The 21,581-nt window shown below is 56.3% G+C and carries 16 protein-coding genes, 1 tRNA gene and 2 pseudogenes; 10 read left to right on the forward strand and 9 right to left on the reverse strand.

Annotated features, from left to right (window positions below; translation table 11 throughout):
• Window positions 1-5 precede the first annotated feature (5 nt).
• Window positions 6-1,502, forward strand: a complete 1,497-nt coding sequence (locus Q1B21_RS03735; protein ID WP_299886020.1) for an aldehyde dehydrogenase — start codon at window positions 6-8, stop codon at window positions 1,500-1,502.
• Complete coding sequence (locus Q1B21_RS03740) at window positions 1,499-2,839, forward strand: FAD-binding oxidoreductase (RefSeq protein ID WP_299886023.1); 1,341 nt, start codon at window positions 1,499-1,501, stop codon at window positions 2,837-2,839. Before Q1B21_RS03735 ends, Q1B21_RS03740 begins: the two co-directional genes overlap by 4 nt.
• A 9-nt stretch (window positions 2,840-2,848) precedes the next feature.
• On the opposite strand, the gene Q1B21_RS03745 is transcribed toward Q1B21_RS03740, so the two are convergent.
• From Q1B21_RS03745 to Q1B21_RS03770, 6 genes and pseudogenes are all read right to left on the reverse strand, one after another.
• On the reverse strand, window positions 2,849-3,583 hold the full coding sequence (locus Q1B21_RS03745; RefSeq protein WP_299886026.1) for an SDR family oxidoreductase: 735 nt from the start codon (window positions 3,581-3,583) through the stop codon (window positions 2,849-2,851).
• Window positions 3,580-4,311, reverse strand: coding sequence for an SDR family NAD(P)-dependent oxidoreductase (locus Q1B21_RS03750; RefSeq protein WP_299886029.1), 732 nt, complete (start codon window positions 4,309-4,311; stop codon window positions 3,580-3,582). Before Q1B21_RS03750 ends, Q1B21_RS03745 begins: the two co-directional genes overlap by 4 nt.
• A gap of 13 nt (window positions 4,312-4,324) precedes the next feature.
• Entirely contained in the window at window positions 4,325-5,428 is a 1,104-nt protein-coding gene (locus Q1B21_RS03755; protein ID WP_299886032.1) for a mandelate racemase/muconate lactonizing enzyme family protein, read from the reverse strand.
• Window positions 5,429-5,499: 71 nt separating this feature from the next.
• Window positions 5,500-7,062, reverse strand: coding sequence for a trimethylamine methyltransferase family protein (locus Q1B21_RS03760; protein WP_299886035.1), 1,563 nt, complete (start codon window positions 7,060-7,062; stop codon window positions 5,500-5,502).
• A 154-nt stretch (window positions 7,063-7,216) separates the two neighbouring features.
• Window positions 7,217-9,043 (reverse strand): BCCT family transporter, encoded by a 1,827-nt coding sequence (locus tag Q1B21_RS03765; protein WP_299886038.1) that lies wholly within the window; start codon window positions 9,041-9,043, stop codon window positions 7,217-7,219.
• 513 nt (window positions 9,044-9,556) lie between these two features.
• Window positions 9,557-9,703, reverse strand: a pseudogene (locus tag Q1B21_RS03770) (helix-turn-helix domain-containing protein); the annotation flags it as partial.
• Between the two features lie 513 nt (window positions 9,704-10,216).
• Here Q1B21_RS03770 and Q1B21_RS03775 point away from each other — a divergent pair.
• The 7 genes from Q1B21_RS03775 (at window position 10,217) to Q1B21_RS03805 (ending at window position 17,392) form a co-directional block, all read left to right on the forward strand.
• Window positions 10,217-11,122, forward strand: coding sequence for a LysR substrate-binding domain-containing protein (locus Q1B21_RS03775; protein WP_299886041.1), 906 nt, complete (start codon window positions 10,217-10,219; stop codon window positions 11,120-11,122).
• A 99-nt stretch (window positions 11,123-11,221) separates the two neighbouring features.
• A complete protein-coding gene (locus Q1B21_RS03780; protein WP_299886044.1) occupies window positions 11,222-12,376 on the forward strand; it encodes an aromatic ring-hydroxylating dioxygenase subunit alpha in 1,155 nt (384 codons plus the stop codon).
• A 43-nt stretch (window positions 12,377-12,419) separates the two neighbouring features.
• A complete protein-coding gene (locus Q1B21_RS03785) occupies window positions 12,420-12,659 on the forward strand; it encodes a hypothetical protein (protein WP_299886047.1) in 240 nt (79 codons plus the stop codon).
• A 124-nt stretch (window positions 12,660-12,783) separates the two neighbouring features.
• Window positions 12,784-14,256 (forward strand): NAD(P)/FAD-dependent oxidoreductase, encoded by a 1,473-nt coding sequence (locus tag Q1B21_RS03790; RefSeq protein WP_299886050.1) that lies wholly within the window; start codon window positions 12,784-12,786, stop codon window positions 14,254-14,256.
• A gap of 1 nt (window position 14,257) precedes the next feature.
• Window positions 14,258-15,244: an alpha/beta fold hydrolase gene (locus Q1B21_RS03795; RefSeq protein WP_299886054.1), complete on the forward strand. Its 987-nt coding sequence runs from the start codon at window positions 14,258-14,260 to the stop codon at window positions 15,242-15,244.
• 72 nt (window positions 15,245-15,316) lie between these two features.
• Window positions 15,317-15,393, forward strand: a tRNA-Met gene (locus tag Q1B21_RS03800).
• Window positions 15,394-16,399: 1,006 nt separating this feature from the next.
• Complete coding sequence (locus tag Q1B21_RS03805; RefSeq protein ID WP_299886057.1) at window positions 16,400-17,392, forward strand: CAP domain-containing protein; 993 nt, start codon at window positions 16,400-16,402, stop codon at window positions 17,390-17,392.
• Window positions 17,393-17,720: 328 nt separating this feature from the next.
• Here the strand turns inward: Q1B21_RS03805 and Q1B21_RS03810 are convergent, their stop codons facing one another.
• The 3 genes and pseudogenes from Q1B21_RS03810 to Q1B21_RS03820 form a co-directional block, all read right to left on the reverse strand.
• The gene (locus Q1B21_RS03810) at window positions 17,721-18,458 is read right to left on the reverse strand and encodes a transposase (RefSeq protein WP_299886060.1); all 738 of its coding nucleotides are present in this window, start codon (window positions 18,456-18,458) and stop codon (window positions 17,721-17,723) included.
• A gap of 112 nt (window positions 18,459-18,570) precedes the next feature.
• A pseudogene (locus Q1B21_RS03815) lies at window positions 18,571-19,325 on the reverse strand (IS5 family transposase).
• Between the two features lie 143 nt (window positions 19,326-19,468).
• Window positions 19,469-20,029 (reverse strand): DUF2796 domain-containing protein, encoded by a 561-nt coding sequence (locus Q1B21_RS03820; RefSeq protein ID WP_298933499.1) that lies wholly within the window; start codon window positions 20,027-20,029, stop codon window positions 19,469-19,471.
• Window positions 20,030-20,277: 248 nt separating this feature from the next.
• On the opposite strand from Q1B21_RS03820, the gene Q1B21_RS03825 reads away from it, so the two are divergent.
• Window positions 20,278-21,549, forward strand: coding sequence for an imelysin family protein (locus Q1B21_RS03825; RefSeq protein ID WP_299886067.1), 1,272 nt, complete (start codon window positions 20,278-20,280; stop codon window positions 21,547-21,549).
• Window positions 21,550-21,581: the final 32 nt, after the last annotated feature.

The raw sequence follows: 21,581 nt of genomic DNA on the forward strand, positions 1-21,581 counted from the left end.
GAGAAATGGATCTGCTGACACAGGACGAATACAAATCCATCGCTGCGGGCCTTGAATTGCCGACCGGAGCCTTCATAGACGGGGCGTACCGCCCGGCGATCTCGGGGCAGGTTTTTGAAACAGTAAACCCTGCAACCGGCGATAAGCTGGCCGATATCGCATCCTGCGGTGCGGCGGACGTAGATTCCGCGGTCGAAAAGGCGCGCGCGGCATTTGACGATGGGCGTTGGTCGAAGTTGCACCCATCTGATCGCAAGGACGTGCTGATCCGGCTGTGCAAACTGATAACCCGCAATGCCCGCGAACTGGCGGTGATGGAGAGCATCGACAGCGGTAAGACCATCTATGACTGCGAGACCGCGGATGTGCCCGAGACCATTCATTGTCTGAAATGGCACGCTGAAGCGATCGACAAGATCTATGATCAGGTTTCGCCTGCCAGCGATGATCATATCGCCATGGTGGTTCGCGAACCCATTGGTGTCGTGGGGCTGGTGCTGCCGTGGAACTTTCCGCTGCTGATGCTGGCCTGGAAAATCGGGCCAGCACTGGCCGCCGGATGTTCCGTCGTGGTGAAACCTGCGACGGAAACCTCGCTAACGGCCCTGCGGGTGGCTGAACTGGCGATGGAAGCGGGCCTGCCGCGCGGCGTATTGAACATCGTGCCAGGTGGCGGCGCTGAGGTGGGCGAACCCATCGGTCGGCATATGGATATCGACATGGTGTCGTTCACCGGCTCGACCGTCACCGGCAAGAGGTTCCTCAGCTATTCGGCGGAAAGCAATGCCAAGGAAGTTGTGCTTGAGATGGGCGGCAAAAACCCGGCCATCGTTATGGAGGATGCAGAGAACCTGGATCGTGTCGCGCAGCATGTGGTGAATGGGGCGTTCTGGAACATGGGCGAAAACTGCTCGGCCTCATCGCGCTTGATCCTCCATAAAGATGTGAAGGCCGAGCTGCTACAACGGATCGCGCACCATACAAAGCAGTGGCATATAGGCGACCCACTGGACCCGGAAACCCGCATGGGCGCGCTGGTCAGCGACGGGCATTACAACAAGGTTTGCGGCTATCTTGAGCAGGCCGAAAACGTGGTGATTGGCGGCAAGGCGGAAAGGGGATGTGTCGAGGCAACGGTGGTCGAAGTACCAGGCAACGACTCCAAGCTCGCGCGAGAAGAGATCTTTGGCCCTGTCTTGTCGGTGATCGAAGTGTCGGGATTTGATGAGGCCATTAAAATCGCGAATGACACTGACTATGGGCTTTGCGCCTCGATCTTCACGGCAAATGCAAAGCGCGCAATCCGTGGGGCCCGTGCGATCCGCGCAGGAACGGTTACGGTGAACAGCTTTGGCGAAGGTGACATCACTACGCCCTTTGGGGGCTACAAACAATCAGGTTTTGGCGGGCGGGACAATTCGCTTCACGCGCACGACCAGTACACCCAGTTGAAAACCATCTGGATCGATCTGGCGGATGATTCGGATGAGGCAGTGGATTGACACGATTCACCGCCAAACGCCTGCCCCGGCAAACCGGTCCAGCAGGGTGGAACGCCATCCTGCCGCCGCAGACGCCACTGCCAGAGCTGGACCAGGACCTGACAGCCGATATCACAATTGTCGGCGGTGGGTTTGCGGGGCTTTCAGCAGCACGGCGATTGCATCAACTTGATCCGTCCCTGAAGATTGTCTTGCTAGAGGCGGGTCGCTTTGCCGAGGGGTCTGCCGGTCGCAACTCTGGCTTCATGATTGACCTGCCGCATGATCTGGCATCCGACAATTATGCAGGTGATGGGCTTGACGCGGATCGGGCGATGATCGCCCTGAACCGGCAAGCCATTGCCTTTGCAACCGACATCGCCGCCGAGTGCGAGCTTCCACAGGAAGCGTTCGATCCCTGCGGCAAGTTCAATGTCGCTGCCACACGGGGCGGAGACGCCAATAACCGTGACTTTGCCGCACATCTGAACCGCTTGGGTGAACCGCATACCCTGTATGACCGGCAACAAATACAACAGATCACGGGCAGCCCGCACTACACCTCAGGCCTATATGCGCCCGGCACGGTCATGATCCAACCTGCCGCCTATACTCGGGCACTGTCGTCACGTCTGGCCGGACAGGTCAACTTGTTCGAACAGTCGCCCGTCACCGGGTTTGAACAGCAAGGCACCGGATGGTTGGTCAACACACCCAAAGCGCGCGTTGCCACGGGGCGGATCGTTCTGGCCAATAACGGTCATATCGAAAGCTTTGGATTCTTCCCCAGGCAGTTGATGCATATCTGCTTGTATGCCTCGCTCAGCGAACCCCTAAGGGCGGATCAGATCAAGGCGCTGGGGGGACAACCGCGTTGGGCGGTAACGCCTGCTGATCCGATGGGAACGTCTGTGCGGCGTGTCTCGGGCAGTTACGGTGACCGCATTCTGATCCGCACCTGTTCCAGCTTTCACCCGACGATTGAAACCAGCCAGATGCGACTGCGCAACGCAGGCTGGGTGCATGATCGCAAGTTCCGTGAACGGTTCCCGAACCTGCCAGGGGTTCAGATGGAACATCGCTGGGCCGGGATGCTTTGCCTCAGCCGCAATGGCTCTTCGGCGTTCGGGGAACTTGAAAGCGGCGTCTATTCCGCTTGTTGCCAGAACGGTCTGGGGATCGCGCGGGGTACCTTACAGGGTATGGGGATTGCAGAGTTGATCCAAAAAGGCGGGTCTGAGATTGCCGATCACTTTCTGGCACAGCCTGACCTGCCGCGACTGCCGCCCGAGCCCTTCGCCTCGCTTGGGGCGAACAGCTATCTGATCTGGAAGGAATGGCGATCCGGCAAAGAGTGAAGCTGCCATTCAGGGCAGGCTGAGCTTTGCCATACGTCCGCCATCAACCGTGTAAATCTGGCCGGTGATGAACGCCGCATCATCTGACGACAGAAAGGCCACCAGTGCCGCGACATCGTCGGGCGAGCCGGTACGGGCGACGGGATGGATGCGTCCAATTTCTTGGCGGAATGCGTCAGGGTCCGGCATTGACGCAATGAACTCCATATTGAGTTCGGTGTCGATCCACCCAGGGGCGACCGCGTTACACCGGATACCTTCCGCACCGTGATCCACTGCAACTGCGCGGGTAAACCCGTGCAACCCTGCTTTGGAGGCGCAATAGGCCGCATGTCTGGGGTTGCTGCCCAGCCCTTCGATCGAGCCTATATTGACAATGTTTCCTCGGGTTTGCCGCAGGTGAGGCAGCGCGGCTTTGGTTAGCAAAAAAGGCGCCGTCAGGTTGACCGTCAGATTGCGCTGCCAGTCTTCAAGGCCGATGTCTTCGACCAACGCCTCCTGCATCATGCCAGCGTTATTGACCAGAATGTCCAGATGCCCTGCCCTGTCGACTACACTTGAGACGATCTGATCCGGGCTGTCCGGGTCACCGAGGTCAGCCTCGATCCCTTCGAACCTCGGGTCTGCCCCGCGTTGGGCGGTGAAGACGCGCGCGCCTTCGTTTTGCAACCGCTCGGCTATGGCCCGCCCGATGCCGCTGCGTCCGCCGGTGACCAGCGCCGTTTTGCCCTCGAACCGCATCATGACACGGGTTTTCCGCCATTGACCTCAATCAGAGCGCCACAAACATAGCGGGATGCATCCGAGACCAGAAACATCACGACATCCGCGATGTCCTCAGGCTCGGCAATACGCCCAAGTGGAACGGTTTCCCCGAGCGATGCGATGGCTGACTCCGGGTCAAACCCGCGGTTTTCAAACCCCGAACGCAACATCGGTGTGTTCACTTCATTTGGGCAGACGGCGTTGATGCGAATACCCTGATGCGCGTGGTCCATTCCCATGCATTGGGTCAGTGACGCAATCGCAGCCTTTGTCATGCAATAGAGCGCGTGATTTGGGCCGGGGCGAAGACCCCAGCAGGATGCCGTATTGACGATAACCCCTCCGCCAGTGTCGGCTAAAATCGGGATCGCGGCGCGGCAAATGCGAAACGGGGCTTCGACATTCACGCCGACGGACAGCGACCAATCTGCGTCCGATGTGTCGGCTACCGACCCTCGAGTAATGACGCCGGCATTGTTGATCACAATATCCAGGCCACCCAGATGCGTGGCAGCCCTCTGCGGCAAGGTATTGGCGTAGTCGGCATCCAGAAGATCGCCGGGCAAGTGGGCCTCGGCCTCTATCCCATCGACAGACCGATCTGCGACCGCGACGCGCGCACCAACTGCGCGCAATCGCTGCACAATCGATGCGCCAATGCCACCTGCGGCGCCGCTCACCAAGGCCGCCTTTCCCGTCAATTCCATCTAGCCCCCCCTTTCAGAAAGACGCGGCAGGCGCGCCAAACACGCTTTCATCCGGCAAGACGCCCAAACCCGGGCCCGTCGGCACCACGATATGGCCCTTTTCGATCCGAATTCCGTTCTCGACGTCGTAGTTGCCGTCGATATACGGCGCGGCCAGCCAAACGCCTTCAAGCAAATCCGGGCGAACTGTGGCCCCGATATGCGTACAGGCTGCAGCGATGATATCGCCACCCCAGCTGTCATCGCAGGTGTGAGGCAAATTTCGCGCCTCGCACAGATCACGGAATGCACGCATCGGGTGCAGCCCGCCGATCCGGGTGACTTTCATACCAAACCCATCGACCAGTCCGGTTCCCGCCGCCGAGATCACCGTGTTCAGGTTGGTACTGTTCTCATCCATATAGATGGCGTGATTCACTTGAGGCCGGATTTTTTGGAGATCCTCAACCGTGTTGCAAGGTTGTTCCATGACAAACGGTACTTCCGGACACTCTCGGCTGACCCGCAGCGCATCGCGTGTTGTCCAGTCCCGATTGCCATCCACAGCCAGACGCATGCCCGAGCCGCGGATAGCCTCCCAAACTTTGTGGATAGTTTCGATGTCCACCTCGACCGGGCGCCCACCAACTTTCACCTGCAGACGGGGGTAGCCCTCGTCCCGTTTCTCAGCCGCGAGACGGGCGATATCGTCAGGAGCACCGACACCTGTAGCATAGTAGGACGGCACTGAGTTGGTAGCAGCGCCGCCGAGCAATGCAGAAACACTGACGCCCAGATGCTTGCCCAACAGGTCATGCGCCGCAATGTCGATTGCAGCTTTGGCATAGTTGTGCCCGTTCAGCAGCCCATCCATGTGGCGATGCAGAATTAGTGGCAGAACCTCGGCCCCGATCAGACCGCGCGCCATCTGTGACAAAGCGGCCCGGGCACCTGCCGCATGCGCCTCGGCGTAGGTCGGACCCACAGGACAGGTTTCGCCCCATCCTATTAGGCCGTTATCCGCAACCAGCTTGACCAAGGTGGTGTCCAGCGCCCAGACTTCCGCCTTCGCCATCGTGTAGGGGCCATTCTTCACAGGTAAGTCATGGCTGTAGATGTGGATTTCTGCGATTTTCAATCTTTGATCCCTGGTCCTTTTGCGCCAAAACGCCACCTAAATTGCCGGTGGCGCAGTGCCGGGCGCGTGCCCTAATATGTCTGGTTCAACTCATCTGCGGCCGGAATTTCCCGTTCCCGACGCGCGATATAATCCAGAAGCTCTTCGTTTTTCGCTTCGTCCAGCTTGGGTTCTTCATATTCAGCCAGAAGTTTGCGCGCGTGGTTCAGTGCACGTTCGGTGATCTCGACCTCGCCCTCAGCCGCCCATTGTTCTATGGAGTTATTGTCGAACATCTCGGGCATGAAGAACGCGGACTGGAAATTGTCCTGAGTATGCGGATGGCCAAGATAATGCCCACCCGGCCCGACATCAGGCACCGCAGACAGAGCCTGATCGAAGTCGCCCCAAATAGGGCCCTCGGCCATGCGGTACGCCATTGCGCATTGCTCGGCATCGACGATGAATTTGGCGGCCGAGCAGTGCATCCCAGCCTCGTTCCAGCCAGCAGAGTGCCAGATGTAGTTCGCACCGGAATGGATAACGGCCTGCAGCGTGGTCGCCGATTCATAGCCCGCCTGAGCGTCAAAGGTCTTGGCCCCGCCCAGCGTGTTTGATGTGCGCCAGGGCACCTGGTAGTACCGCGCCATCTGCCCGATCATGAAATTCATCAGGCTGATCTCGGGCGTGCCCGCCATGGGTGCGCCGGATTTCATTGACACGGTAGACAGGTAATGACCATAGATCGCAGGGGCGCCTTTGCGGATCACTTGCGTGTAGGCCAGCGCGCTCAGCGCTTCGGCATTCAGTTGGGCAATGGTGGCTGGCACGCTGGCCGGTGTATTGGCACCGCCCAACACGAAGGGCGAGCAGAGGACCGGTTGGTTGCGGCGGCAGAAGGCCCGCATTGCGCCCAGCATGGTCTCGTCCCACACCAGGGGCGAATTGCCATTGCAATTGCCGGTTGTGACGGCATGATTTTCAAGGAAGTCCGCACCAAACAGTATCGCGCACATGTCCAACACGTCCTCGGCATTCTTCGGCGAGGTGGTCATGCCCATAAAGGTCTTGTCCGAATGTTTCATCGACGAATAGGTGATCCGCAGGTGGCGCTGGCTGATCGGATGATCATAAGGTTCCACGATGTGGTGCGCCGAAGAATGCAAGGCTGGCATCATGTGGCTAAGCTTGTGGAACATGGCCAGATCATCCAACGTCGGATTGCGACGCACATCGTCCAGATCCCGCAGGAAAGGCGCACCAGTCATCGGCACGAAGATCGAGTGTTTGCCACCCAGCCGCAGGTTCTTTTTCGGATTGCGCGCATGATAGGTGAAGTCCGAAGGAATCGTGGCGATCAGGTCCCGCACCATGCCACGATCGAGATACACCAGCTCACCCTCTACCTTAGCCCCGGCCCGTTTCCAATCTTCCAAGGCGATCGCATCGCGGAACTGGACGCCCACATTTTCGAGAATGTCCATCGAGGCGTTGTCAATCCGCTCAACCTGGCTTCCGTCCATCACTTCGCACAGCGGTATTGCGCGGGTCAGGCCCGGCAGCATGTCAAAGTTCGGTGCGGTGCGCATGGCGCGGCGGGCGGAACGTCCACCTGATCTGGTTGGTGTGCGGATATTCAAAAGGCGATCCTCCATCTTATGATTAACTGTGAAGGATTCGAAGCTCGATCACCTCTCTGATTGCGATATGTGTTTGCAAGAAGCGACACGACGTTACAGAGGGTCGCCAATGCGAAAAGCGCCGCCCAAAAGGGCGGCGCTTCGGTCATTTTCTTGTCAGGCCTTGGCTTTATTCAGCAGCCTGCGCGCTTTGCCCGGTGTGCTTGTCACGCTGACCGTCCCGGAACAGGGCTTTGCCCAGCGAGACACACATCAAGCCCATCACAATCGTAAACGGCAGCGCGCCGATGATCATGGCGTTGCGCAAGGCATCCATGGGGTTGTTGTCGCCTGCCGCCAGGATCAGTGCGCCGATCACAGCCGTCAGGATGATACCCCAGATGATGCGGTGCTTGACCCCGGTTTCCTGGCTGCCACCGGACATGATGGTATTCATCACCAGAATGCCCGAGTCAGCAGACGTGACCAGAAAGGTCATGATAAGGATCACGCACATAACGTTCAGCATGGACAGCAATCCACCATCGATCATGTAGGACAGGGTCACGAACAGCTTGTTTGTGTTCGATGCGCCAATGATCGCGCCTTCGGCGGCTCCCGCCAGTTCCAGATCAATCGCGGTACCACCCAGAACGGTCATCCATGCAAAGCATACCAGCGCCGGTGCGAACACGCAGCCCAGGATGAACTCACGCACGGTCCGACCTTTGGAGATGCGTGCCAGGAAGAGGCCCACAAATGGCGAGAACGCAATCCACCAGGCCCAGTAGAACGTGGTCCAACCCGACTGCCAACCAAACTGACGACCTTGTTCACCCGCTGCATAAACAGCAGCCAGTGTTTCCTCGTCCAATTCAGCTACCGCACCTTCAAGACCGCTTTTGAAGCCATCAAAGCTGCCCCATGCGTTGGTTGCACCACCGATCAAGTCATCTGCATGGGCTTGTGCCGCCTCAGGCAGACCCGCTGCAAACGCATCCGCCGACAACGGACCGTAGGCACCAAAGCTGAGTGACAGGAAGTTCAGGATGTAATCGACCATCGCCGCGCCGTAAGTGGTCAGCGCGAAAACGAACGAGCCAAACACGACAAATGTACCTAGCAGGATAATCGACAGAACCAGGTTCAGGTTCGACAGGTATTTAACGCCGCGGCCAACACCCGACACAGCCGAGATGATAGACAAGGTCATGATGACTACAAGACCCGCGATCAGACCCACTTTGCTGGGGGTCGGCACTTCGCCCGTCAGGTCCATGATCCATCCCATACCGGTAATGGCATAAACACCGTCGATGAATTGGCTGACACCAAACCCAATGGTCACAGACACACCGAGGATGGTTGCAACCACGCCCAGAACGTCAACAACATGGCCAAGGAAGCCGTTCATCAGACGGCCAAACAGTGGCGTAAGCGCTGCGCGGATGGTCAGTGGCATATTGCGCGTATAGGCGTAGTAAGCCAGAGACAGGCCCGTCACCACATAGATTGCCCAGGCGTGGAAGCCATAATGCAAGAATGTGTAGCGGTACGCAGACTGGATCGCTTCTGGTTCATTGCCAACAACTGCACCAGATACCACCTCGGGGTTCGATCCCCAAAGGCCCAGCGGTTCAGCCGTTGCGAAAACCATCAGGCCAACGCCCAAGCCGGCACCAAACATCATCGAGAACCAGGAGAAATTGGAGAACTCGGGCTTTTCACCCGGGGTACCCATGATCCGCTTCCCAGTGGACGGGATGATTGCGACAATTGCCAGAAACAGGAAGAACAGGCCCACAATGATGACGTAGAAACTGTTGAAAACCTCCAACAACCTGCCGTTCAAGCTGCCCAATGTACTGTTTGCATTCGCAGGAAAAACCAGCGCCCAGAGTACCAGGGCAACCATGATACCTTTGCTGATCAGCGCGATCGGAACGCTGTAGTTTTCATAGAATCCGGCATCAGCCGTTTCTATCTCTAGGTCCGTAAATGGTTCTCTAATTGACATAAGGTTCCTCCCTGTTGTCACTTTCTCTTTATGGGGCCGCTCGGGCCAATTGGCATTGGGTTGATGCGCCCGCCACGCCTTCTATTCGGCCCCCCTCAAGCAGCGCAGTATTTACGGCCTCGGCTTTGGTGCGGAATACTCGCGGAACTCCCAGCAGTTTATGTCCGGCAGGCGCACTGTCCTGTGAATGAAAGGACGCGATCAAGTTCAGTGATGGCCACGTAAGACACCAAATTCGGCAATTTCGGATTGGGGCAGAATGGAGCTGGAGGACGATATCAGTCAAACTCAAATAACTTTAACTGATTTCAGAAAACATGAAGTCGGGCTGCTCGTGTTGTATAGCTGCCATATCGGAAGATTTGCCAAGTTGATCATGGGATAACGGACGGATAGCCGCTCACGTGCCTTCGCCGCAAACTTTTGACTTGATTGCCAAGAGCACGCCCAACGGCATTGCAAAGTTGTTTGACAACCGTTGCAAACAGCCGCGCAAAGCGCAGTCAGGCAGTCATACAGCTTACGCCAACGATAATAGGTTTGTTCGCTCACGCCGATCTGGCGCACCGTATCCACAATCGTCATCCCTTGTCCTTACTGAACTTCACCCTGTCGAAGCTTCGATACAATCTCTTCGGGCTCTGCCCGTTTCCCAGCCATTCGCTGATCCTTCGAATTGCCGTATGACGCTATCCCTGTTAGCAAGCGATTCTCCGGGGGCGATTCCGCAGCTGGCCACACCTTCTGTCGAATAATCCTCGCATGGCTCGGCCCGGGGCAAAAATGGCTGAACATCATGGTTCTTCCCTTAGAAGCCGCAGAACAATAAGCCGGAACCTCATGCCATCCTTTGTTAGCTTTAGGGGCTCTGATACGACAGAACACCCATAGGTTTCGTCGGACGAGCGATAATAAACCGCCGGCGCAGTGGCGTCGGAAGAATAACGCGCGATGTAAAGCCGCTGCCTGTAAGAATGCGGCACTCACATGTAAGTATGGCGGCTTGCTCATCTTATCATCGGACTGTCACCGACCCTTTCTGTCGGTTCGACGACCTATTCAGCAAACATAAGCGTCAAATGCACCTTCAGCGCATCATCTGCTGGTCTTCAAGGGTAAAAAATTTCATACTCAAGCGAAGCAAACTAATCCGAAGCCAGTGACAAGACCCGAATGTCCCGACGCCATTACAATCTGCCCCCCTTGACCACCTTGTCCGCTTTTGAGGCCGCAGCACGACATCAGAGCTTCAAAAATGCCGCAGAAGAGCTTTCGGTGACGCCCGGGGCAGTCAGTCATCAGATCAAGGCGCTGGAAGGGTATCTTGAGACAGTTCTGTTTCAGCGCAAACATCGAAGCGTCGATCTGACCGATGACGGTAAGGCACTGTACGAAGTGCTGTCGACCTCTTTTCGTCGAATTTCACAAACCCTGTCTACCATCCGGGATCGGTCGTCAGCGCAAAAGGTCACGATAGGCTCCACAACGGCTGTGGCAGCGCTTTGGCTATCGCCAGCGGTCATTCGGTTCTGGCGCGAAATGCCGGATGTGAACGTGGATCAGATATCTCAGGACAGGCCCTTCAAGGATCGGCCGGACCTGGATTTTTTCATCAGATATGGGCGCGACCGGGATTCAAACCTGTCCCACACGCCCTTGTTTAGGGATCATCTTGTCCCCGTTGGCAGCCCGCAAGTGGCGGAAAACCTGGCGGGTGTAAGCCTGGAAGAGCTGGCCAGCCAACGCCTGATCCATCTGGATTCCGAGGATCGCAGCTGGACGACCTGGCCAGAATGGTTCCAGCAACTTGGGTATCAAAGCAAGATCCCAATCGAATCCAGCGTCAACAGCTACTCTGTTGCGTTGCAGCTTGCACGCAAAGGCGCTGGATTGGTGCTTGGATGGCAGCGGTTGATTCATCCCATGCTGCAGTCTGGGAAACTGGTGGCCATCGGACCGCATAACTTGACCGCACCCAACCAGTTTTACCTTGTAGGGCGCCCCGAGGAAGAGCTCTCGGAAAGCGCCCGCGCGCTTAAGAATTGGATCGTTCAGGAGGTTCACGCCAGCTCGGTTTAGATCAACTAAACCTTTGATGAGCTTTTCTGATATTGAGGCCGACCCATAGTCTCCGCCAATACGAAAGTGTCAGGTTTGTCCCAGCCTCAGGAGAGTACGATGAACAAGCACAGCCCGCTGTCGTCCGTTCTGACCGACGTAAACACGGCCAACGGCCTGCCCAACGAGCACTACATTGACCCGGAAACGTTCGCCGAAGAAAAGCGCTCGGTCCTGTTTGCGAACTGGTCCGGCATCGGGTTTGGCAAGGACGTTCCCGAAGCAGGCGACGCAAAGCCTGTCGATTTTCTGGGCATGCCACTACTGATCGTCAGGGACCGCGATGGCGAGGTCGGCGTGTTTCAGAACACTTGCCGTCACCGTGGCATGATCCTTGTGGATGCGCCCAAAAAGATCGGCGGCGCCATTCGGTGCCCATATCACAGCTGGTGCTACAGCCTGAAAGGTGAATTGCGGGCGACCCCCCATGTGGGCGGCCCTGGCCAGAACAAGCACGAAGACGTAAACACCAAGGATCTGGGTTTGGTGCGCATTCGGTCACATATCTGGCGCGACGTGATCTTTGTGAATATTGACGGCAATGCCCCGGCGTTTGAAGACGCGCATGGCGCTTTGTTGGAGCGTTGGAAGGAATTCGATACGCCTATCTTCCATGGCGGTGATGAATCGTCATTCAAGCTTGAAGTCAAAACGAACTGGAAGCTGGCCGTAGAAAACTATTGCGAAAGCTATCACCTGCCCTGGGTTCACCCGGGCCTCAACAGTTATTCCCGATTGGAAGATCACTATAACATCGAAGAGCGTGGTCATTACTCCGGGCAGGGCACTTTGGTCTATCGCCAATTGACCGACCAAAACGGTACAAAACTGCCTGATTTCCCCGGTCTCGGCAGCCAATGGGATGAAGGCGCGGAGTATATTGCCCTTTACCCCAACGTATTGCTGGGCATACAGCGTGACCACAGCTTTGCGATCATCCTGGAGCCGGTGGATCACGAAAACACTGTCGAACATATCGAGCTGTACTACGCCAATAGCGAAGGCGACACGCCCGAACATGACGCGTTGCGCACGTCAAACGCGCAATTGTGGAAGACTGTGTTTGAAGAAGATATTTTCGTTGTCGAGGGCATGCAGAAAGGCCGCCATGGCATGTTGTTTGACGGCGGGCGGTTCTCTCCGGCGATGGACGGACCGACCCATAACTTCCACCACTGGGTGGCAACTCAGATCGAGAACGGTCGCGCCGAGTGATTGGGGCTGCAATGCGCTGAGGGCTTTAAGGACCAATTTGACAATGGACAAAGGTGCTTTGGACAAACTGCTGCTGGATGCGCATTCCAGAAACGACCACAAGGATCTCGTCCGCTACTACGGGTTGGCGGCGGACGAGAGTGAAGCGACAGGCGACATTGATGCAGCCTGTTTCTATCTGACCCATGCCTTTGTCTTTGCACTTGAGGCCGGCGCACCTGAGGCCGACGCTTTGAACGCAAGGTTGGCTGAACACGGGCGAGCCGAGAGACTGACGTTCTGACTTTGTGCGCAGGTACTCGAGCCGCCACTGAACGGTCGCATTCCCCCACGAGACCCTGTTCACATGTAAACATCCGCCTATAGTCTCGGGACATAGCAACGGGTCGTTTGAAAGGAACAGGGAGATGGACCACAGCACCGAAATGCTGATCATTGGCGCCGGTTTCTCGGGCTTGACCATGGCGATCGAGGCCAGGAAACGCGGCGTTAAAGATATTGCGATCCTTGAGAAAGCAGACGACATCGGCGGTACCTGGCGCGAGAATACGTATCCCGGTGTGGCTTGCGATATTCCATCGCACCTGTATTCGATGGCCACCCACCTGAATCCAGACTGGAGCCGTGCCTATGCTGGCGGTGCCGAAATTCTGGCCTACCTGAAAAAGGTTACGCAAGACGAAGGCTTGTACGATCTGTGCCACTTTCAACAGCAGTTGAAATCCGCGAAATGGGATGGCGCGCGCTGGCAGGTGGAAACACAGAACGGACAGCGCTGGTCCGCCCGTTTTTTGGTCTCGGCCATCGGCGCGCTGCACATCCCCAGCCTTCCGGATATCCCGGGGGCCGATAGCTTTCCGGGACCCTGTTTTCATTCGGCTGAATGGGACCACGACGTAGATATCGCTGGCAAACGGGTTGCCGTTGTGGGCACCGGCGCCTCGGCGGTGCAATTTGTGCCTGAAATTGCGAAGACCGCCGAACATGTCACTGTCTTTCAACGCAGCGCGCCTTATGTATTGCCGCGCCCCGATGGCCCGATTGGCCCCTGGACCAGACGTCTTTATGCGCGCATACCGCTGCTGCCCCGGCTGCGACGCCAACTGATTTTCAGGGTGTTTGAATTCCGTCATCGTGTCTTCCGAGGCGAAGAGCGGATGGTTAACTTTGCGATGAAGATGTGGCGCAAGTCGCTGGAGGATGCATTTCCAGATCCTGAGGATCAAGCGCGGCTGACCCCGGACTATCGAATTGGTTGCAAACGCATTCTAAGTTCGAACGACTGGTACCCAGCACTGGCCCGTGCCAATGTCAGCATTGTCCCCAATGGCGTGATATCGATTGACGGAAGCCAGATAAAAGCAGCGGATGGCACCAAAACGCAGGCTGACATTTTGGTCTGGGGCACAGGATTTCACGTGACCGATGCGACGGACGGGTTGGACATTACCGGCGCAGACGATCTGACTTTGCGCGACGCGTGGGCAAACGGGATGCAGGCCAATCTGGGAACCGCGGTTGCGGGCTTTCCAAATTTCTTCATCCTGTTGGGGCCGCACACGGGATTGGGCCATAACTCGGTCGTTCTGATGATCGAGGCACAGGTCGCGCATATCGGGCGTGTGATGGCCGAAATGGCCCGTGACGGGTCGACGGTGATTACGCCGGACGCCGCAAAACAAGCTGCCTTCACGCAGGAAATGCAAGACCGTCACACCGAAAGCGTCTGGCAGGTTGGCGGCTGTACCTCGTGGTATCAGGATGCTGCCGGGCGCAATACAACGCTGTGGCCCGGAACTGTTGGTGAATATCAAAAGCGCATGGCACAATCGGGATTAGAACAGTACGTGACCGGCCCGGTCAGCCACGGAGAAACATGATATGACGACGATCCTGATCCTCATCACGGTTTTCGCTGCCTTCCTGATTGGCATGAACCTCTGGACCCGTCGGTTGACGCGCGAAGGCCATGAAACGGTGCCTCAGATGGGCAAGATCCTTCCGATCAACGGTGGTGCAATTCACTATGTCGAAAAGGGGGATCCACAGGCCCAGACAATTGTCATGATCCACGGGTTGGCCGGTCAGTTGCAGCACTTCACGTATGCTTTAATGGATGATCTGGCCGAGGATTATCACGTCATTGCCTTGGATCGCCCGGGATGCGGGTATTCGACCCGAGACACGGCTGATCTGGCGCGCCTGCCTGAACAGGCTCGGATGGTCGATGAGTTCCTTGAAGCCAAGGCGGTGTCCAGCGCTGTATTGGTGGGTCATTCGCTGGGCGGCGCGGTGTCTTTGGCCCTAGCGCTGGACAATCCCAGACGGGTTTCAGCCTTGGCGCTTTTGGCGCCCTTGACGCATAAGCTGGATGCAACGCCCGCCGTATTTAAACCGCTGGAAATTCGCACTGAATGGCTGCGCAATCTGATCGGCCACACGTTGGCCGTGCCTTTGGCCGCCAAAATGGCACCACATACCTTAGGTGCCGTGTTTGATCCCGAGGTCCCGCCCGAAGATTTTTTGGATCGCGCCGGCGGTGCGCTTGGCCTGCGTCCTTCTGCCTTCATCACGGCGTCGCAGGACGTTGTCGGCGTGGATGACAGCATCGGCGCACAAAACGCGCGCTACCCCGAGCTTCGGATATCGGGCGGCATCTTGTACGGGTCACAGGATGCAATCCTGTCACCGTCTCAGCACGGAGCACCGATGACCAAATTCGGACTGACCGACGAAGAGATTGAGGGGCTGGGTCATATGATCCTGATCACCAAACCGGATGCCTGTGCCGCGTTTATCCGCAAGATCGCAGGGGCCGCCGAATTGCCAGGGGTCTCCGCTCTGGAAACAGGCCCCGAAAACGCCTGAAAGAATCCACTTGGTTCAGGCTTTTCCCCCTTGACCCTCCCCGGTGCCTCCCTTAAATCGCCTCTCACTTGTGGCGGAGTAGCTCAGTTGGTTAGAGCAGCGGAATCATAATCCGCGTGTCGGGGGTTCAAGTCCCTCCTCCGCTACCAAATCACTCGCATCAAGCACTTGATAATAATGCAAAAATGCGATCGTGAACTATCTGCACCGCCAAATTTCCCACCACTTGGTTTCTCAAACACCATTTTGGAAAGGAAATGAGAGGAAGACCGATTCACCCAAGGAAACCTGAGACGATATGCTAGGCCTAGTCATGGAAGCCCATGGTTTAGCGGTAGCGTTGGACAATGCCCTCTTCTACGATACAGGCTGCATCGAAGGATGGAGCGCTGAAACCAAACAGCATTTGATGAAATAGCGAGGGCACTCAGGCGGTCCACGGATCAGATCGTCGAGACGGCTAAAAAGACTGATCGTGAAGTCGAGTGGGCCAGCGCAATCAACGATCGCCCAAAGCTGGTGCAAACAGATCAACACAATGAGAGGCCGATCTTGTTGGCTCGGCCGACCTTTCTCGCGCAGTCAAATCGCGACACCCCCGCCCCCTATTGAACCAGCCTTCCGATACCCCCGCCCCCAAAAATCGGTGCGCGCGCGTGGTCAAACAAGCACCCGCTCACAACAAAGCACTAAACGTCTCTAATATCTTTAGGTAAATCCATCGTCCCTGGGCACAGAGTACGGGTGTAAGAACATCCTGAGTTTTCTAGAGTCCGACTTTAGTATCAAATTGGAAGTTCTACGAAGGTATTCTCTGGCATTTATTCGCCGAGACCTTGCTCGGTTGGTAAAGTGAATTGCTCTCTTTGATAAAACTGGTTCAGTCTGCAAAAAAAGCGAGGCTGATCGGATCTGGAGCGAAAAATCCCGACTTTTGCAGTTTGGTCGAGGTATTGGAATTCCCTCGACTTCTCACCGGTTCGTTCATGACGCCCGGAGTTCGAGGTATTGGCCAAGGCAAAATCTGTATTCGGCTGACCGACCCCGCCACACATATTCCTTAATCCAGGCACTTTTTGGCCGGGAGAAGGGAGTTTTTTGAATGCAGCCTAGAAGGGTATTGCCATGTCCATTGCAAACGATTTCGAACGTCAGATGCTCGCCCTTATCAACGGTGAGCGAGTGTCGCGCGGTCTTAACGCGCTTCAACTAGAGCAAAGACTCAACGATTCGAGCGAAGACCACAGTCTTTGGATGTTGAGCAGCGGCGTTTTCAGCCACACTGGAAACGGTGGATCGAGCGCAACCCAGCGCATGCGCGATGCCGATTTTGTATTCTCGGGAAGCTGGGCATCTGGCGAAAACATAGCTTGGCAAAGTGTACGTGGTGCACCCGGTATTTCTGACGATGTCGTAAATCTACACAATTCCTTGATGAACAGCCCCGGGCATCGCGCCAACATCCTGTCAGCGAATTTTGAGTACATCGGCATTGGAATCGAAGTCGGTAACTTCAATGGCTATCAAGCCGTTATGGTCACGCAGAACTTCGCTAAGACATCTGCAGGAGTGCTGTTGGACACTGGCCCCAGCGCCACCCCGCCTGTTGTTCCAGAAATGGAGTTCAATTTCATAACTACTACCGCAGCAGGCGAAGTGGTTACGAAGGGAGAAGACTATACTGGCCCGGTCGCATATCTGAAGAAGCAACTGATATTGACGGATATTGATGAAATTGTGCGAGGCACAGCCACCAACGATTTCATTAACTCCAAAGGTGGAATTGATGCGATCGACGGCGGCGCTGGTGATGACGTTCTCGACGGCGGAACGGGTTCCAACTTTCTGACCGGCGGGAGTGGAGTTGATACATTCTTCACCGATGCACGCGGCGCTGGGCTACAAACCTGGACCACTATCACAGACTTCAACCCCAGCACTGAAGAGGCAACGATTTGGGGTTGGAAGCCAGGGGTAAGCTCTGGCCATTGGGTGCATTCAGATGGAGCTGCCGGATATAAAGGCGCGACGTTTCATGCAGATGTCGATGGTGACGGAGCGATCGATACATCTATTACCTTTTCTGGACTCACACCTGATCAAATCCAGCAACCGCTGATGTTGGACGACGTTTTTTGGTTTGCCTAGGCTCAGGATTTCGGTAACGGGGCCGTCCCAGTCAAGCTGTTTTGCGCAGAATAATTGATCCGCCAAGGCGGTGTGGCTTTTTTTGTTCGCGTCCGCCCTGCTTTCTGTCACAGCCTACCGGTGAGATCCTTTGGGTACATGCTTCGGTTCGTGGTCAGCGCGGTGGCTGCCAAAATGATGCTGGTTCGATGTAATTCCGATGTGCCCATCTCATTGGTGTGCTTGATCGATGTCAGCGACGGTCCAGACCTCGGCACCATCGGAACCACGGCCCTACGGGACCTCCAAGACCTGCGACTAGGTAGGTGACGGGTGGGTTAGCAATGGATCAAGTCATGCTCGGCGCCGCATCGTGCTGGAATACGGTGCCATCAACCCAAATCCGATGAAGGATGACAGCAATACGGCGAGCGAGGGCGACCATCGCTATTTTCCGACCTCGGCGCCGGGCGAGCTGGCGTACCTGTTTCTCAAGGATTGCAAGTTCCTGTCGCAGGGCAGCTCTGGCTCGCAGCATAGGTTCAGTCGCGGTCTCCAGCGTGAGGTTGTCTTCCGCCAACTCCCGGATACGGGCCTCAAACTTCCCGCGTGAGATAGCACCAACCTTGAGCCCAAAGTTCCGAAGCAATCCTCTCAACGACATCTCCAATGCAATCATGTTCTGCTGAATGGCTTTTGGAGCGCCAAGTATAGCGCGAGTTTCCTGAACATAGACGGATTTACAGCGAACAGGGCGAAACCAGCCAAGGTGAAGCAGACGCGCAATCCCTTCGGCATCCCGTCGGTCCGTCTTGATTGGAATCGCTTTCAGCGCCCCTTTGACTTGGCGGGTTTCCATAAGCACAGCATCCAGGCCCAACTCGGCCAGCCCTCGATGCAACCATTGCGATATAGGTCCAGCCTCCAGGCCAACAGCAGCAATACCACCGTCCAAACCGCCTAACCAACGGGCCAATACCTCGGGATCGCTCGCAGCCTCGGCCTCCTTGATGATCTCACCGTGCTCGCTAATCACACAGATCGCAGTTTTTGCAAGCGATACACCCAGTCCAACAAACAGTCTCATCCCGTACTCCTCCATGTGGGTTCAATACGGGAATGGCTGCAGCGCGGCGCTGATCTGACAAGTGGTAGCGGCGATGCGTGACGCAGGCCCCGTTACGGCATCTCACTGAGTTTCACAGCCAGTAGATCACGAGCGCAGCCAGCGCGATGGCCGACAGGAGGACCTTGGGACAGCGGTCATAGCGGGTTGCCACGCGCCGCCAATCCTTCAACCTGCCGAACATGATCTCGATCCGATTGCGCCGCTTGTACCGGCGCTTGTCAATTTGACAGTTTTCTTGCGCTGCTTTCGATCTGGGATACAGGCGCGTATCCCTTGTCTTTCAACGCTTCTCGGAACCAGTCGGCGTCATAGCCCCGATCTCCAAGGAGCCAATCTACACTTGGCAGGCTGTTCAGTAGCGCCCGAGCACCGATGTAGTCGCTGACAGACCAGCAGTGACAAACAGGTTCAGCGGACGCCCCTGGCTATCGCAGATGGCATGCAGCTTGGTGTTCATGCCGCCCTTGGTGCGCCCGATCAGACGGCCCCGCCCGCCTTTTTCACGCCCATGCTGGTCGCTGCTCGGTGGGCCTTGAAGTAGGTCGCATCGATCATCACGGTCTTGTCTTCGCCATGGTCAGCGGCCAGACCGGTCATCATCCGTGCGAAGATGCCTTTGTCGCTCCATCGCTTCCAACGGTTGCACAGCGTCTTATGCGGGCCGTATTCTTTCGGCGCGTCGCACCAACGCAAGCCATTGCGATTGATGAAGATAATTCCACTCAACACCCGTCGATCATCGACACGGGGCTTGCCAAGTGACTCAGGAAAGAAAGGTTCAAGGCGCGCCATCTGGGCGTCGCTCAACCAGAAAAGGTCAGACACGTTCGCCGCTTGTTTTCGCGGCCGTGAAACACGCAGAACAACGGAAATCAATGGGTCACGAGCCTAAGATGCGGAAGCAGTCTTTCCTGCACTAGGTATCGTGAGTTTTCAGAAATTCAGATGCGTCAATTGTTGCCAAGCATTCACTGAATGGCCGAAATATCCAGAATTGGTGTTGCTGGCGTGACGTCGAACGCGTGAATCTTGTCTGATAGTTCAACCCGTACCCTGAGTTCTTCCACGTTCTCAAAACGGTTAAAAAACGCAAATTCGATCGCGCCGAGCGCGTTCATATCCTGGCACTGAATGGCATAGTCGGCTTGGAATTCAGCATGATACTCATCCGCTGTGGTATCAGCCTCGCCCGCCTCATCTTCATCCTTCTTTCCGAAGCCTTCGTTTGTCAATATCACGTTGGCCGATGTCGTAATACAACCGGCGTCTTCGGAAATAACAAACAGTTCTAATGGCTTAGATAAATCAGAAATGGCGACGGCAACCAATGCGCGGTCATCATCACTGTCGGCGGGTCTTTCGAATCCGATAATATCAAAGCTAGGGACTGCAAGTGACAGAGTGAACTCGGCGCCCGCAAAAGCCATGTCCAACGATCCGGAACCGTGCTGGTGCCGAAAATCCAGTTGCGTTGCCTGGGCCGCCACAGCCGCCGGGCAAAGGGACAGTGCAAGAACAGCGCGCTTCATTAACCAAATACCACCACAATCAGAATCACGGCGATCAGTCTAACCCGAATCAAGGGGTACGCAATGCTCCCCTTACGTCCGGACTTCGCCAGATATGGGTAGTTTAGGCCCTTACTACAGAGATTGCGGCAATCCCGACAATAAAACTCAGGTTGACATTACTGACTAAATCACTCAGTTAAATGTCCGTGAAAACTGTGTGCCACCAGCACGCGCTAGAGATGTCTGACAGGAAAGATACAAACCCCATGAACAAGTTATTAGTTGCCGCCAGCGCTCTGACTCTTTGTGTCGCAACCGCTGCCGTTGCCGGTGATGCGCCTGCAAAGGCAGACGTGTTGAACACTTATGCCAACATTGCCGAAGCCAAGTATGATGACAGCCTGATTGCTGCTAAATCTCTGCAGGCCGCTGTCAACGCTCTGATCGCCAATCCCTCAGAGGCGACCCTGAACGCAGCGCGCGCGGCCTGGATTGCGGCACGCGTGCCTTACCAACAGACCGAAGTCTACCGTTTTGGCAACCCAATCGTCGATGACTGGGAAGGTAAAGTGAATGCGTGGCCGCTGGATGAAGGCCTGATCGATTACGTTGACGCGGCTTATGGCGGCACAACCGATGAAAACGAGTTTGCCGTCCTGAATGTTATTGCCAACCCCAGCTTCGAGCTGTCTGGTGAAACCATTGACGCAACCGAAATCACTCCGGAACTGTTGGGCGAAACCCTACATGAAGCAGACGGAATCGAAGCCAATGTAGCAACGGGCTATCACGCCATCGAATTCCTGCTGTGGGGCCAGGACCTGAACGGCCACGGCACTGGTGCTGGCAACCGCCCAGCGACCGATTATACCCAAGGCGACGATTGCACCGGCGGCAACTGTGACCGTCGTGCCCAATACCTGAGCGCGGCGACCGACCTGCTGGTCAACGATCTGGAATGGATGACGGCCCAGTGGGCTGAGGGTGGCGATGCCCGCGCAGCCCTGACCGAGAACGAAGCGGCTGGTGTCAGTGCAATTTTGACCGGGATGGGGTCGCTGTCTTATGGCGAACAGGCCGGTGAGCGGATGCGTCTTGGCCTGATGCTGAACGATCCAGAAGAAGAGCATGATTGCTTCTCGGACAACACGCATAATAGCCACTACTACGACGGTCTTGGTGTGCAAAACGTTTATCTAGGCAGCTATACGCGTATCGATGGTACACCCGTCTCCGGCGCGTCGCTGGCGGATCTGGTGATTGCAACCGACCCGGCGCTAGACGCCGAAATGAAGGTCAAGCTGTCGAACACGATGCAGGCTCTGGGTCGCCTCAAGTCGACCGCCGAGGCCGGTTTCGCTTATGATCAGATGCTGGAACGCGGCAACGCCGGTGGCGAAGCACTGATCATGGGTGGCGTCAATGGCCTGGTCGACCAGACCAAGACGATCGAGCGCATCGTAACCGCCCTGGAATTGGATCAGATCGAATTTGAGGGATCGGATAGCCTGGACAACCCTGACGCTGTCTTTCAGTAACTCATAAAACTGTCGGGAAACATGCTTGAAAC

It is taken from the genome of uncultured Ruegeria sp. (assembly GCF_947504215.1).
Lineage (GTDB): Bacteria > Pseudomonadota > Alphaproteobacteria > Rhodobacterales > Rhodobacteraceae > Ruegeria.

Bases quoted from the DNA above. Each gene is read 5' to 3' on its own strand.
- Q1B21_RS03735 (WP_299886020.1), top strand. From the start codon at position 6: ATGGATCTGCTGACACAGGACGAATACAAATCCATCGCTGCGGGCCTT.
- Q1B21_RS03745 (WP_299886026.1), bottom strand. From the start codon at position 3,583: ATGATGCGGTTCGAGGGCAAAACGGCGCTGGTCACCGGCGGACGCAGC.
- Q1B21_RS03750 (WP_299886029.1), bottom strand. From the start codon at position 4,311: ATGGAATTGACGGGAAAGGCGGCCTTGGTGAGCGGCGCCGCAGGTGGC.
- Q1B21_RS03760 (WP_299886035.1), bottom strand. From the start codon at position 7,062: ATGGAGGATCGCCTTTTGAATATCCGCACACCAACCAGATCAGGTGGA.
- Q1B21_RS03765 (WP_299886038.1), bottom strand. From the start codon at position 9,043: ATGTCAATTAGAGAACCATTTACGGACCTAGAGATAGAAACGGCTGAT.
- Q1B21_RS03775 (WP_299886041.1), top strand. From the start codon at position 10,217: ATGTCCCGACGCCATTACAATCTGCCCCCCTTGACCACCTTGTCCGCT.
- Q1B21_RS03780 (WP_299886044.1), top strand. From the start codon at position 11,222: ATGAACAAGCACAGCCCGCTGTCGTCCGTTCTGACCGACGTAAACACG.
- Q1B21_RS03785 (WP_299886047.1), top strand. From the start codon at position 12,420: ATGGACAAAGGTGCTTTGGACAAACTGCTGCTGGATGCGCATTCCAGA.
- Q1B21_RS03790 (WP_299886050.1), top strand. From the start codon at position 12,784: ATGGACCACAGCACCGAAATGCTGATCATTGGCGCCGGTTTCTCGGGC.
- Q1B21_RS03795 (WP_299886054.1), top strand. From the start codon at position 14,258: ATGACGACGATCCTGATCCTCATCACGGTTTTCGCTGCCTTCCTGATT.
- Q1B21_RS03805 (WP_299886057.1), top strand. From the start codon at position 16,400: ATGCTCGCCCTTATCAACGGTGAGCGAGTGTCGCGCGGTCTTAACGCG.
- Q1B21_RS03810 (WP_299886060.1), bottom strand. From the start codon at position 18,458: ATGAGACTGTTTGTTGGACTGGGTGTATCGCTTGCAAAAACTGCGATC.
- Q1B21_RS03820 (WP_298933499.1), bottom strand. From the start codon at position 20,029: ATGAAGCGCGCTGTTCTTGCACTGTCCCTTTGCCCGGCGGCTGTGGCG.
- Q1B21_RS03825 (WP_299886067.1), top strand. From the start codon at position 20,278: ATGAACAAGTTATTAGTTGCCGCCAGCGCTCTGACTCTTTGTGTCGCA.